Source organism: Streptomyces sp. NPDC005811 (assembly GCF_040630405.1).
In the GTDB taxonomy this organism is placed as follows: Bacteria; Actinomycetota; Actinomycetes; order Streptomycetales; family Streptomycetaceae; genus Streptomyces.
Genome location: NZ_JBEXXK010000018.1, coordinates 1 through 13,602, shown reverse-complemented (window position 1 = coordinate 13,602; position 13,602 = coordinate 1). Strand labels below are relative to the sequence as shown.

Here is a 13,602-nt window from a genome sequence, read left to right as displayed (position 1 = left end):
GTCCAGGGCACTCGACGGCGCACCGGCCGACGACCGGAGCCTTCCGTGGCCGGACGGGGCGCTCAGGCGGCCTGCGGTCAGGCGCCGGGTGGGTCTCAGTGGCCCACCGGACGTCGCGGCAGGGGTGACGAGTACACGACGCTGGTCGTGACGGAGCCCAGGGTGCCGATGCGGCCGGTGATCTCCTCCAGGTGGCGCATGGAGCGGGCCGCGACCTTGATGACGAAACAGTCGTCGCCGGTCACATGGTGGGCCTCGAGGATCTCCGGCATCGCCTCGACCAGGTCGTGGAAGGGCTTGTAATTGCCGTTCGGGTAGCGCAGCCGCACGAACGCCATGATCGTCAGGCCGACCTTCTCCGGGTCCACGACCGCCGCGTAACCGCTGATGATCCCCGCCTCCTCCAGCCGGCGCACCCGCTCGGTGACCGCACTGGGCGACATGGAGACGGCTCGCGCGAGATCGGTGAAGCTGGCCCGGCCGTCGCGCTGGAGGACGTCGAGGATGCGCCAGTCGACGGCGTCAGGGGTGAACGGGGAAAACGCGGTCATGGCGGAGAAGTAGCACGGATTCCCCGGCCGGGGCAATCAGACGCCGTGGATCCCTGCCGCTCACCCCAGCCCGAACAGGCGCACCCCGTTGTCGTGACAGACGCCCCGCAGCCACGCGTCGCCGAGCCCCAGGCGCTCCAGCGCCTCCAGCTGATGGACGTACGGATAGGGGATGTTGGGGAAGTCGCTGCCGAGGAGGACGCGGTCGCCCAGGTCGGCGAGCCGGGACAGGGCCCCCTGGGGGAACGGGGCGAAGCGGTCCGCGAAGTCGGTGAAGGCCATCGTGGTGTCCAGCCTGACCTCCGGGTACCGGTCGGCGAGGGTCAGGAAGTCCTCGTACTCGGGCATCCCCATGTGCGCGACGATCAGCCGCAGGCGGGGGTGCCGGGCGAGGACCCGCTCCACCCGCTCGGGGCCGGTGTACTTGCCCGGCGCGGGACCCGAACCGCAGTGGATCACGATGGGGATCCCAGCCTCGGCGAGCAGCCCCCAGGCCGGGTCGAGGAGGTCGTCCGCCGGGTCGTACGCCCCCACCTGGACGTGGGCCTTGAAGACGCGCGCGCCCGATTCGACCGCCTCCTGGACGTACGACTCGACGCCCGGCTCGGGGAAGAGCGTCGAGGTGTGGAGGCAGCCCGGGGTGCGGCGGGCGAAGTCGGCGGCCCAGCCGTTCAGCCACCGCGCCATCTCGCCCTTGTGCGGATAGACCATGGACGTGAAGGCGCGGACGCCGAACTCCCGGAGCACGGCCAGGCGTTCGGCCTCCTCCGCGCGGTACGTGATGGGCCACTCGACACCACCGGTCAGCGGGCCGAGCGCGTCGAAGTAGTCCCAGACCTTGCGCAGCACGTTCTCGGGCATGAAGTGGACATGCACGTCGACGAGCCCCGGCAGCCCGAGCCGCTCCTGGAACCGCCGTACCTCGACCGCCTCGCTCGCCCAGTCGTGTGTGTCCGTCATACGTTCCTCTCGGAGTCGTCGGAGTCGGGGGCGCGGGTGTGCGGGGGTGCCGGTCGGGCGGTCTCGCGCACCGCAGCGTCGAGCAGCGGGCCGAGTTCCCGGGACACGGTCGTGAGGGCCCGTACGTCCTGTTCCGCCCGGGCCATGATGATCGCGCCCTCCAGGGAGGTGATCATGAGCGTGGCGAGCGAGCCGGACCGCTCCCGGGGGACGCCCAGCCCGGTCAGTGCCTCCGCCAGCGGCACGGTCCAGGCGGCGAAGGCGGCGGCCGTGGCCTCCCGTGTGGACGCGGTGGTCTCGGCCCAGTCCACCGTCGCGGCGGCCAGCGAGCAGCCGCCCGCGAAGCCGGCGGTCTCGTACTCGTCCGTCCACTGGCGCACCATCTCGGCGAACAGGGCGCTCGGCGTCGGCTCCGGCAGAGCCGCCAGGAACCGGGCGACGCGCCGGCCCGCGTACCGTCCCGCCCAGCCCACGGCCTCGTTGACGAGCTGTTCCTTGCCGCCGGGGAAGTAGTGCTGGAGCGAGCCGCGCGGTGCCCCGGCATGGGCGGCGACCTCGCGCATCCCGGCGGCGGCGACCCCGCCGCGCCGCAGCAGCTGGGCCGCGCTGAACACCATCCGCTCGCGCGGGCCGCGCTCGGACATCGCCATCCCCGCCTCCGTCCCTTCGTTCCTTCGTCGTTCCTTCGTTCCTTCGCCCGGTCGTGCGGAACCTGTGGGGACCCATCCTATGACCACCGTCATAGCGCGGTGTCGTCCTGGCTCCGGGCCGGGACAACCCCACTGTCCGCCAAGGAGGTTGACGGGATCCGGACTCGGAACCTCCGCTCCTATCCCCTAGAGTGCCCTCAGTTCGGGGGCGGGCAGGGGGCAGGGCGCGTCCGCGTGGAGTCGAGAGAGGGCAACCATGCAGGGCACCAACGACGAGCCGGTCCCGGGGCACCACAGAAGGCCCAGTCGGCGAAAGTTCCTGTGGCTGGCCACGGCCGGCGCCGGTGCCGTCGGCACGGCCGGGATCGGCTGGTCGGCCTTCGGTGACGAGAGCCCGCCGCCGCGGGTGTACTCCTCCCAGCAGGACATCGACGACCGCCGAAGCGCCGTCACCGCCGTTCTGGACGCCGCGGATCCGGCGGCGGTCGCGGCCTGGATCACCGGCACGGGCACCGCCCCGGACGCCCTCCCGGCGGAGCTGGACACCCAGGTCAACGCCCTGGCGGACGCCGCCGCGGCCGGCACCGGCACCGACCGGGCCGCGGTCCTCGTCTCCCGGGTGCGGACCGCCGCCACCCAGCGGACCATATGGGACCGCAAGTACGGCTTCCTGCGCACCGGTTCGGGCGGCGCCGGCACCTTCGGCGTCATCACCGACGAGACCCGCGCGAAGTACCCCGCCGAGCTGGGCACGGACCCGCAGTGGGACCCCGACAAGGAGTCCCACCGCACGGTCTGGGCGTCGCTGACGCCGGACGAGCGCCAGATCGAGATACTCCGCACCTCGACCGCGCCGGGCGTCTCACGCCACCACCTGGGCTCCGACGCCGACTTCTTCGACACCACACCGCAGAACTGGACGGACGGCGGCCCGCAGGCCGCCCACTACGCCTGGCTGCGCGCGAACGCCTCCCGCTACGGCTTCCTCCAGACGTACACGGCCGCATCGGCCCAGGACTCCCCGGCGATCAGCCAGGAGCGCTGGCACTGGTCGTACGCCCCGGTCGCGGAGGCGGTCCTGGGCTTCGTCCGGGCGAACGACGACCTGATCAGCGGCGCGCTGGACCGGCTGTGGAGCTACGACCCCGCGCGGTTCACCTACATCCGGGCGAACTGGCGCAACTACATGTTCCACGTCAACGAGCAGGCGTACTTCGGCTGAGCCCGGGCACCCGGGCGGGTGCCCGGCCGTGCTACGGGACGGACCTCACGCGGGTGGCGATGGCGAGGCCGCCGAGAAGCGTGAGGGTGGCGGCGATGACGTACAGGAGGGTGTAGTTCCTGCCGTTGTCGTGGGCGCCGATCAGGAGGAGCACCGGCGCGATCAGGGGGGCCAGTCCCTGGGCGAGCGTGGTGGAGAACCCGTAGATGCCCGCGTAGCGGCCGGCGCTGGTCTCCCGCTCGGGGAGCACGTCGAGCATGATGGCCTGGTCGACGGTGGCGAAGAGTCCGAGGCCGAGGTTGCCGAGCACCGCTCCGGCGATGATCACGGGCAGTGTGGGGGCCAGGGCCATGGTGACCGCGCCGGTGGCGAACACGCAGGCGCCGATCAGCACGAAGACGCGGCGGCGGCGCAGTCTGTCCGAGAGGAAGCCGCCGCCGAGCGCGCCGAGCATGGTGGCGACCACTCCGGCGCCGCCCAGGACGGCGACGGTGCCCGAGACGTCCTTGACGCCCACGCCCGTGCGGTCGGCCAGGAAGAACGCGGTGAACGTCGAGGTCAGGGTGAGTCCGAACATGAAGAGGAACTTGCCGAGCCAGTTCCAGGCGAAGTCGGGGCTGCGGCGCGGGTCGAAGACGTAGGAAGCGGCCAGAGCGCGGAGATCGAGCCGCCCCTCGGGGAGCGGCATGCCGCGGCTGTCCGGTTCGTGGACGAAGCGGACGAAGAAGACCATGGACACGGCCCCGACGGCTCCGGGCACGAGGAACATCAGCAGGCTGCTGTCCGACAGGGCGCCGGCGAGGAGGGCCCCGCTGACGGGGGCGAGTTGCTGGACGACACCGGTCAGCGCGGCGACCCTGCCGCGCTGTTCCTCGGCCAGCCGGTCGGCCTGGGAGGCCGTCAGCAGGGCCAGGATCGTGCCCCAGCCGATCTGCGCCAGCATCCAGCCCAGCGCGAGGACGAGGATGCCGTTGGCCAGGGCCATCACCAGCAGGGCGAGCAGTCCGACGGCCGTCCCGGCGATCAGCAGGGGGCGTCGGCGGCCCAGCCGGCTGCGGGTGCGGTCGCTGAGCATGCCGAACAGCGGGGCCGTCAGGAGGGCGGTGACGCCGCCCGCGCCCGTGATGTAGCCGAGGTACTCCTCGTGGCCGGGCGCCAGTTGGTCGACCCGGATGGCCAGGGAGATCGCCATCGGGGTGACGATGGCCATGAACACGCCGAAGACGGCGAGCACCATCAGCCGGACGTAGGAGTCCTCCGCCTTCCCCGCGTGGCCGGGGTCCGTCGTCTCAGGGTCGGCGGAGCCGGTGAGGAGCGATCCGTCGGTGGGCGGTTGCGGGGGAGGGGGCAGTGCCATGGAGACCTCGTGTTCGGGGGACCGCACGCGGGCACGCCTGCGGTCGGGGAGGAGGGGACGGGGGCGGCCGAGCGGGGCGCGGAGACGGTGAGGTCACCAGGACGTCGGGTCGTCCTCGATCGTGATCGTGGTCTCGTGCTCGACGAGGCGTCGGACGACCGCCCGTTCGTCGGGGGTGTTGTTGGGCTGGTGCAGGGTGAGGGCCAGGCCTCCGTCGGCGAGCCGGAAGATCATTCCGTGGCCGCCGTCCGCCGGCCACAGGGCCTGCTCCTCCTGCGTCCAGGGGCCGGTGATCCGCCCTGAGACGGAGTGGGCGACGCCCATCGCGTAGCCCTGGTCGCCAAAGCTGGACCAGAGCATGACGAGGTGGCCGCTGCTGAGCCGGAGGAGGAAGGGCCCGTCCGTGACGTGGGCGGGGAACGTCGCGGACACCCCCGACAGGGGCTTGGACCAGGGGGCGTCCGAGGCGTTGAAGAGGAGGACGGGCGTCCCGGTGGTGTGCCGGAGATCCTCGCTGAGGCGCTGCGCGAGGACCGCCCCGTCGTGGATCTGGGTCCACTCGTGGCAGTACACGATCCAGGGCGCACCGGCCTCGTCGATGTGCAGGGTGCCGTCGAGGCACTGCCACTTGCGGGGGGTGACGGCTCCGTCACTCCATGGGCCGAACGGTCCCCGGGGTGTGTCGCCCACGAGGATCTGTGTGCCGCGGTAGCCGTCCGGAGCGGTGAAGGTGGCGAACATGTACCAGCGGTCCCGGTACGCGTGGACCTCGGGGGCCCAGAAGGAGCCCTCGCTCCAGAACCCGGCGGGTGGCCGGAAGGCGGCGAACGGACCTTCCCAGTGCAGGAGGTCGGTGCTGCGGTAGGTGTCGAACCCGATGCCGGGACCGTCCCAGATGTTGGGGTCCGTGCTGCCGTAGAGGTGGAAGGTGGAGGTGGCTCGGTCGTGCAGGACGAACGGGTCACGGATCTGGATCCGGTCGAGTGTCAGACCCTGCCGCACGGGTTCCGGGGCGGCGGCTGTGAGCGGTTCGTCCCCCGTCACGAGCCGCCCGCCGTTCACCGCGCGGACCAGGCCGTCCACCATCGGCTGGGAGATCTTGCCCTCGCTGAGCTCGACCAGCCGGTTCAGGGAGAACACCCTGGCCGGCCCGAGCTGGGAGGCGTCCTGGCCCAGCCGGGTGAGCAGTTCCCGGATCAGGGGGCCGCCCGTGGGGTCCTCCAGCCAGTCGCCGAGGGTGCTCCGGCCGGTCAGTGCTGTGGTCACGCGTACTTCCTTGTCAGGGGGGTGCGGATACGCCCGGGTCACGGCCACGGGGTGAAGCCCTCGTGCCGTACCGACCAGCCCTCCGCGGGGAAGCCGGGAGACTCGCCGTCCGCTCCGTCCCAGCCGGCGGCCATGAGGGAGACGGCCGCGAGGAGGGCACCGTTGGAGGGGAGGTAGACCGGCAGGAAGCTGCCGATCTGGGGGCTGTGGCCGGTGGGCAGGTAGTGGTTCTTGGGGGTCTGCATGAGCAGCGCGTCCACCGCGAGGTCGGGGCGGCCGACGCGGGTCGCGGTCATCGCCATGACGGGGAAGTCCCAGCCCCAGGCGCTGTTCCACTCCCAGTCGGCCCGGACGTCCTGGAGCGTCGCGGTCATGACGGCGGGGTCGACGAGCGGGGTGTCCGGGACGACACCCAGGGCGCACAGGAGCGCCGGATGGTCGTCGCGCTTCAGGTACGGCTCGGTGGCGATGGCGGTGTACCGGCCGTCGCGCCGATGGGGGAGGGCCAGTCCGTCCTGGACGCGCTGCCACTCCTTGTCCCGCTCCCGGCCGGAGCGTTCACGCCAGCGCTGAGCGATCTCCAACCCCCACCACCAGTAGGCGAGTTCGAAGGTGGGGTCCTCGGTCGTCCTCGCGTCGTAGAACTCCTGCGCGGGGAGCAGCGGGGCCGGCAGGTGGTAGGTGCCGTCGCGTTCCTCGACGAAGGAGGCCATGAACGCGGCGGTGTCCTCGACGAGTTCGGCGAAACGCGGCACCAGGTCGCTCTCAGGGCGGCTGCGGTACAGCAGTTCGAGGAGATAGAGGGGGTGTGGCTGCTGCCAGATCAGGAACACCCCGATGTCGGAGGGGCTTTCACGGCCGTCGGGGCCGGTCTGCTTGGGCCAGCGGGCTCCCGCGTAACGCTGGCGACGGGCGGTGGCCCGGGCCTCGGGGAGGATGGAGAGGTACCAGTCCAGGCTGCGTCCCAGGAGTTCGGGTCGGCCCCACGTGGCGAAGTGCGCCGCGTGCCACCAGTGCATCTCCAAGTGGTGCTTGCCATGCCAGGAGTTGGTGATCAGACCGGTCTCCTGCGGCGGCAGGGTGCCGGAGCAGTTCACCGCCGTGAGGTACTGCGAGAGCACCACCCGTCGCTCCAGCTCGGCGGCTCGCGGATCGGTGCTGCCGGTGAAGTCGATCGCGGCGCCGGAGGTCCAGAAGTCCTCCCACCATACGGCCGACGCCGCCGCGAGGGAGGCGAAGTCGCCGCCCACGGCCGTGGCCTCGCCGTCGGGGGAGAAGTGCGCGACGAGTTCGAGGGTGTCCGAGTCCGTGGTCAGCAGGTATTCATGCGGGTTCGACGTCGGTCGTACGACACCTGCCGACCAGGTGAGCCGGACGGTGTAGGTGGTGTCGTCGAGGGTTCGGCGGAAGACGCACCCGGTGTCCGTGGCCTGGTCGAGGTCGGTGCGGTGGCGCTCGGGCGAGGTCCAGTCGCTCGTCTGGAAGAAGCCGTCACTCGCGTAGGGGAAACGGATCACGACGCCGGCCAGGCCGTCGGCGAGCAGTTCGGACTCGATCCGGTGGGCGACACGGGCCCGGTGCGGGTCGGCGACGGTGGTGACCGCCGTCTCGTGGCCGGCGTAGGTGAAGCGGCTGCTGATCGTCCCGGTCCACAGGTCCAGGCACTGTTCGGTGTCCCGCAGGGCCTCGGGGCCGGTCTCGGGCTCGGCGTCGGGCGCGGGGCGCAGCAGGAGGCCGATACGGCCGAGGTCGAGCCGTTGCGGGTTCGCGCTGAGCCAGGCTCCGGGACGCATCTCCTCGGGCAGGTCGCCGCTCATCATGGCGGCGATCCCGAACCTGTCGGGGTAACTCACGCTCCCCCGAACCGTGTTGTGCTCGGACATGGCGTCCGGGAGGGTGTACCCCTCGGGGTTGGGCATGGCGTGCCAGCCCCAGGTGCTCATGGTCGCGGTGTTCACGGCGAGTCGGCGTTCCGCCGCAGCGGCGGACTGGTCGTGGTACGCCGGGAACGACTGCATGCCGGTGATGTCGCACGTATGGGCGAAGTCGCCGTTGCCGACGGTGAGGGCGTGGGAGGGGTCCGGCTCCGTCAGACGGACGGTGTGGCGGCGGACCAGGGATTTCCTGTCGATCACGAGATTGCTTTCCTTACTCGACGGTGATGACGGCCTCGACCGGCTCGCAGTCCGGCGCGGTGGCCAGGACGCGGATCTTGCCGCTGCCGGTGGGTCGTACGACGGCCAGAGCGCGGCCTTCGTGGGTGCGCCGCTCGGTCGCGTCGAAGCGTTCCTCCGACGCGGGGGCGGCGCTGCCGAAACCGATCAGCTCACCGGCACCGGAGACCTCGACGGAGACCGGGCGGTCGGCGGCGGTGTGCAGGGTGCCCTCGGCGTCGGTGAGGGTCAGGGTGACGTAGGCGAGGTCACCGCCGCTCGCCCGGACGACCGGGCGGTCGGGCTCGGCGACCAGCCGCACGGGGCCGTTGGCCCACCGGAGCCCGGTGCGGCCGGTCTCGACGCCGTCGCGGTAGGCCACGGCGACCAGTTCCCCGGGGACGTACACGACGTCGAACTCGGTGCGGAAGCGGTGCTCGGCACCGACCGGCCGGCGCCCGAAGGAGTTGCCGTTGCCGAGGAGTTCGACCTCGTCGGCATCGCTGTACACCTCGACGGTGATCGGCTTGCCCTCCCAGCCGGGCCAGGTCCAGCTGGCGAGCGAGTCGCTCCACGCCCAGGGCCCGCCGACGGGGGTCAGGCCATGGGTCTCGGGCCGCCGCACGGCGATGTACGGCTCGGAGCGCAGGCCGAAGACGATCTCGCGGTAGTAGGAGGCGGGGCGCCGGTGCCCGGTGATGTCGAGGTCGCCGCAGCCCGCGAGAAGGTGGGGGAAGGGAGCGGTGTGTTCGGGGCGGGGATTCTCCGGTGTCGCGAACTGGGGGCGTCCGATGCCGACTTCGCCGAGGTAGTCCCAGCCGGTCCAGGTGAAGTCGCCGATGACGTGGCTGTGTTGCTCGACCAGCTTCCAGTTGCCGTCGATGCGGGTGGGGAAGGTCTCGGTGCCCAGGATGATCCGGTGCGGGAACAGTTCGCGGTCGAGGCCGTAGCGGGCCTCGGCGTAGTTCATGCCGGCGACGTCCAGGACGGCGAAGGACTCGGCGGTGCGCCGGGTGACCAGGTCGGAGGCGCTGACGTAGTTGATCATGTCGCCGGCGTCGGTCATCCGGGAGTTGATGCCTCCACCCTCCTCGGCCTCCTCCGAGCGCTGCCCCCGCAGGGCGGCCAGCTCGGACATCACGGCGAGGAAACCGTTGACGGCGTTGGTGACATAGCGGGTGGAGTCGAGGGAGCGGACCTTCTCGGCGAGCCGGCGCCCCCACGCGGCACCGGACGGCGAACCGACCTCCGGGATCTCGTTGCCGATCGAGTACATGATGACGCTCGGATGGTTGTAGTCCTTGGCGACCATCGCCTCGACGTCGCGCTCCCACCACTCGGGGAAGTGCAGGCTGTAGTCGAAGCCGTTCTTGGCGGAGGTCCACACGTCGAAGGTCTCGTCGACCACGAGCATGCCCAGGCGGTCGCAGGCCTCCAGCATGGCCCGGCTCATCGGGTGGTGGGACATGCGGATCGCGTTGAACCCGGCATCCTTGAGCCGCTCCACCCGCCGCTCCTCGGCGCGGGCGTGAGTGGCCGCGCCGAGCGGGCCGTTGTCGTGGTGGACGCACGCACCCCGCAGTGTGACCGTACGGCCGTTGAGCCGCAGGCCCTGCTCGGGATCGAGCCGCAGCGAACGGATGCCGAACTCCACGCTGTCGCTGTCCACCGGGTCGCCCTCGGCGCTCAACGCGACGTGACAGCCGTACAGATGGGGGTTGTCCACGTCCCACAGGCTCGCCTCACGCACGTACAGGCGTGAGCGGACGACCGCGTCCTCGCCGGGCAGCACGGTGACCTTGGTGACGTCGCCCGTGACGGCGTCGCCGGAGGCGTCGCGCAGGTTCACCGCGAGGTCGAGGGTGCGGATCGCGATCGAGTCGTTGCGCACCCGGGTGGCGACCTCGACGACCGCCCGCTCGCCTTCGAGATCGAGGGTCGTGACGCGGATGCCGTCCGGGACGATCCGCACCAGCTCGCCGGTGAGCATCCAGACGGGACGGTAGATGCCGGCCCCCGTGTACCAGCGGGCGTCCTGGTGGGCGCGCGCTTCGACACGGATCTCGTTGTCCTGGCCGTAGCGCAGGTACGGGTCGGCCTCGACGGTGAACTGCGAGTATCCGTAGGGGCGTTGACCGACGTACGCGCCGTTGATGTGGACGGTCGCGTCGCGGTAGACGCCCTCGAACTCGAACTGGACGCGCTTGCCGCGCAGTTCCTCCGGGACGGAGAACGTCCTGCGGTACTCGAAGACGCCACCGGGGAAGTAGGCGCCCGCACCTCCCTCCATGGTCACCTCGCCGTCCGGCGCGACCCGGTCCTGGCCGATCATCGCGTCGTGCGGGAGGGTGACGGCCTGGAACGGGGCCACGGGGCCGGACAGTTCGGCGAAGGGGTTCACCTTCCGCCGGGTCTGCCAGTCGTCGTTGAAGGAGGTGCGGATCATTGCCTGCCTTGTCTGTTCGGGAGAAGCGGGAGAGGCGGGAGCGGGCGGAGGCTCAGGCCGCCTGGCCGGCCTCGACCGTGTCGATGCGACGCGCCTTGGGGATGAGCGCCACCAGCACGGTGCCGAGGGCACAGAATCCGGCGACGAGCAGGAAGCCGTTCGCGAACCCGCCGTCGAGGTAGAACTGGGTGCCCCTCATGACCACGCCGTCCTGGGCCATGACCGTGAACACCAGCTGGCTGACGAGCACCTGGATCACGCTCTGGATCAGCAACTGGGAGCCGTTGGCGAGAGCCTGCTCCTCAGGGGCCACCGACTCGATGACCATGATCGGCAGCACGGAGACGAGGAGGCCCATACCCGGACCGGAGATCAGGCCGAGCAGAATGAAGTGCCATATCTCGGTGTGGAGTTGGGAGCCGACGACGTATCCGGCGGTGGTCAGGGCGCCGCCGACGGCGAGCAGGATCCGGGTGTCGACGCGACGGGCGAGCCAGCCGGCGGCGACCGCCGTCGCGATCACCAGGACGCTGATCGGTGACTGGACCGTGGCGCTCTTGGTGGCGGACCAGCCGAGTCCGTCGGACACGGTCGGGATGTGCGGCATGAGGGTGAGGATCATGGTGACGGTGCCCACGGCGAAGGTGGCGCCGGCGCCGACCGAGCCGGCCAGGAAGAGGGTCCAGACCCGGCGCCGCTTGATCAGCGACAGGGGGAGCAGGGGGTTGGCGGCGCGGGACTCGTAGGGGAGGAACAACAGTGCCGCGAGGGCGCCGAGGCCGATCCAGGTCAGCGTCTTTCCGCTGGTCCAGCCCCAGGCGGAGCCTTCGCCGATGCCGTAGACGATGGCGCTGAGGCCGCCGCCGAGCAGCAGGCCGCCGATCCAGTCCATCCGTCGTGCCGTCTCGCGGACCGGGCTCTCGGGTACGCACAGCAGTTGGAGCAGCAGGCATACGGCGGTGGAGACGACGATGAACCACAGGGCGCCGCGGAAGCCGTGGTGGTCGATCAGCCAGGCCGACAGGAACGGGCCGCCGAGGCCCACCAGGCCGATGCTGGTCGCCAGGACGCCGCTTGCCGTGCCGGCCAGGTGCCGCGGGAAGATGTCGCGGGCCAGGGCGTAGGCGATGAACGCCGTGGCCCCGTAGGCGCCGCCGAGGACGCGGCCGGCGATCAGCGTCGAGTAGTCGGTGGCGAGGGCGGCGACCGCGTCGCCGAGCAGTCCGACGATGGTGGCGAGGACCATGACGCGCTTCTTGCCGTACATCGTGGCGGCCTTCATGGTGAAGGGCGTCAGGAACGTGCCGAGCAGTGCGCCGCCGAGGGTGAACCACGCGATCTGTGTGGTCTGGAAGTGGACGGCCACCTGGGCCTGCGAGTTCCCGGCGACCAGGCCCGTGACGGGGGTCAGGGCCACGGTCCACAGGAGGGCGACGAGGGCGAGCAGATGCCGCGAGGAGAAGCGGGACTGCTCGGCCGACGGGTTCGAGACCGGCTCGGTTTCGAGGGAGGACATGGGGAGCCTTTCCGGAGGCGGTGATCGGGAAGACATGACTGAAACGATTCAGAACCTGTGTGGGGGGTGGGGGGCTTCTCGCGGTGGACCTTTTCTCGGGGTGTCCGCGTCCTGGTGGTACGGGGCCATATGCCGCTCGCGGGATCCGAGTTTCGGCTACATTACGTGAGTGATGCGCATCAGTGAAGCGCGCAAGTAGAAAATCTCAGACCGGGACCGAGGGCAAGACCGGGTGCGGTAACGAATGGGTAACCCGCCGGGGGCGGGCAGGTGTCAGGAGGAGTCGCGCTCGACCAGGCGCAGGCCGGAGCGGGGCGGGGCGAGAGGCAGGTCCCGTCCGGCGAGGCCCGCCACCACGGCCTCGGCCCGGTGCCTGCCCGCTTGTTCCAGGTCGAAGTAGACCGTGGAGAGCGGTGGGGCGGCGAAGCGCGCCATCGGGATGTCGTCGGCGCCGACGACCGCGAGATCGTCGGGAGCGCTCAGGCCCAGCTGCCGCAGGGCCGCGAGCAGCGCGATGGCATGCTCGTCGTTGAAGGCGCACACACCGGTGACCTCTTCGGCCTTCCAGCGCTGCACGAGGTGTGCCAGGTCCAGGACGTCGAGGTCGGCGGCGCCGAGGGCGAGCGGGGCCGTGAGGCCGGCGTGCGCGCAGGCTCCGGCGACCCCTTGGAGCCGTTCCTGTCCCATGCGGTGGAAGCGCACCGGTGAGGGCAGCAGATAGCCGAGGCGGCGATGGCCCCGGCCGATCAGGTGCTCGGCCTGCATGCGCCCCAGCGGCGGCATGGCGGAGAGATGGGCGTCGGTCGGCGGCAGCACCACGCGCACGCCGAGCCGGTGCAGCTCCTGGACGGTCGCCTCGTCGAACCCCTCGAAGCCGAGCACCGCCGAGGCGCCCACGGTCGCGCACACGTCCGTCACCGACCTGCCGCGCGCGGCCATGAGGTGGGTCACCAGGGTCAGGCCGTGTGCGGCGAGGGAGACGGTCAGTTCCTCCACGAAGCGGCTGATGCTCGGGCCGATGGGCAGGTCGGGGATCGACAGCAGCACGATGTCGCTGCGACCCGCCGCGAGAGCGCGGGCGGAGGCGTGCGGCCGGTACTGGAGGCGCTCGGCGGCGTCCAGCACCCGCTGCCGGGTGCCCTCGGGGATGGACTGCCCCGGCCTGTTGTTCAGGACATAGCTGACGGTCGTGGGGGAGACCCCGGCCGCCTTGGCGACATCGGCGCTGGTGATCCGCTTCGCGGGACGCTTCATGACCCTCTGCTCGTCCGGACCGTCGGCGGGCCGGGGGCGCATCGGCTCCCCTCGGGTCCTGCCCCGCCACCCACCGACGTACCGGCGGGTGAGTCGATCATACGTGCCGGGGCCGCCTTCCGGTGATGCGCATCACCGGAAGAAGCGCCTTCGCGAGGTTCGCGAGGAGCAGCTTCTCGTGCGCGGCACTGCCGCCCAGACGGGCACCCTTGGTGGGCTTCGGCATC

At 71.2% G+C, this 13,602-nt stretch carries 10 protein-coding genes and 1 pseudogene; 1 reads left to right on the top strand and 10 read right to left on the bottom strand.

Translation table 11 applies throughout. From position 1 onward, the window contains the following. Positions 1–95: 95 nt before the first annotated feature. From ABZ490_RS20450 to ABZ490_RS20440, 3 genes are read right to left on the bottom strand one after another with little or no spacing between them, the layout of a single operon-like run. Complete coding sequence (locus tag ABZ490_RS20450; protein WP_358991900.1) at positions 96–551, bottom strand: Lrp/AsnC family transcriptional regulator; 456 nt, start codon at positions 549–551, stop codon at positions 96–98. Between the two features lie 60 nt (positions 552–611). Then, positions 612–1,511, bottom strand: coding sequence for an amidohydrolase family protein (locus tag ABZ490_RS20445; protein WP_358991898.1), 900 nt, complete (start codon positions 1,509–1,511; stop codon positions 612–614). Next, complete coding sequence (locus ABZ490_RS20440) at positions 1,508–2,161, bottom strand: TetR/AcrR family transcriptional regulator (protein ID WP_358991897.1); 654 nt, start codon at positions 2,159–2,161, stop codon at positions 1,508–1,510. The genes ABZ490_RS20445 and ABZ490_RS20440 overlap by 4 nt, the downstream gene beginning before the upstream one ends. Positions 2,162–2,417: 256 nt before the next feature. On the opposite strand from ABZ490_RS20440, the gene ABZ490_RS20435 reads away from it, so the two are divergent. After that, entirely contained in the window at positions 2,418–3,383 is a 966-nt protein-coding gene (locus ABZ490_RS20435; protein WP_358991895.1) for a D-alanyl-D-alanine carboxypeptidase family protein, read from the top strand. A gap of 31 nt (positions 3,384–3,414) precedes the next feature. Here ABZ490_RS20435 and ABZ490_RS20430 read toward each other — a convergent pair whose 3' ends face one another. The 7 genes and pseudogenes from ABZ490_RS20430 to ABZ490_RS20400 all read right to left on the bottom strand — a co-directional run. Further along, complete coding sequence (locus ABZ490_RS20430; RefSeq protein ID WP_358991893.1) at positions 3,415–4,740, bottom strand: MFS transporter; 1,326 nt, start codon at positions 4,738–4,740, stop codon at positions 3,415–3,417. 93 nt (positions 4,741–4,833) lie between these two features. Beyond that, complete coding sequence (locus tag ABZ490_RS20425; RefSeq protein WP_358991891.1) at positions 4,834–6,006, bottom strand: glycoside hydrolase family 43 protein; 1,173 nt, start codon at positions 6,004–6,006, stop codon at positions 4,834–4,836. A gap of 38 nt (positions 6,007–6,044) precedes the next feature. Continuing rightward, entirely contained in the window at positions 6,045–8,141 is a 2,097-nt protein-coding gene (locus tag ABZ490_RS20420; RefSeq protein ID WP_358991889.1) for a hypothetical protein, read from the bottom strand. A 13-nt stretch (positions 8,142–8,154) separates the two neighbouring features. After that, entirely contained in the window at positions 8,155–10,605 is a 2,451-nt protein-coding gene (locus ABZ490_RS20415; RefSeq protein WP_358991887.1) for a glycoside hydrolase family 2 TIM barrel-domain containing protein, read from the bottom strand. 52 nt (positions 10,606–10,657) lie between these two features. Then, positions 10,658–12,121 (bottom strand): MFS transporter, encoded by a 1,464-nt coding sequence (locus ABZ490_RS20410; protein ID WP_358991885.1) that lies wholly within the window; start codon positions 12,119–12,121, stop codon positions 10,658–10,660. A gap of 273 nt (positions 12,122–12,394) precedes the next feature. Beyond that, positions 12,395–13,375 carry a LacI family DNA-binding transcriptional regulator gene (locus tag ABZ490_RS20405; RefSeq protein ID WP_358991883.1) on the bottom strand — a complete coding sequence of 327 codons (981 nt, stop codon included), beginning with the start codon at positions 13,373–13,375 and terminating at the stop codon, positions 12,395–12,397. Positions 13,376–13,517: 142 nt separating this feature from the next. After that, positions 13,518–13,601, bottom strand: a pseudogene (locus tag ABZ490_RS20400) (50S ribosomal protein L17); the annotation flags it as partial. Between the last annotated feature and the right edge of the window lies 1 nt (position 13,602).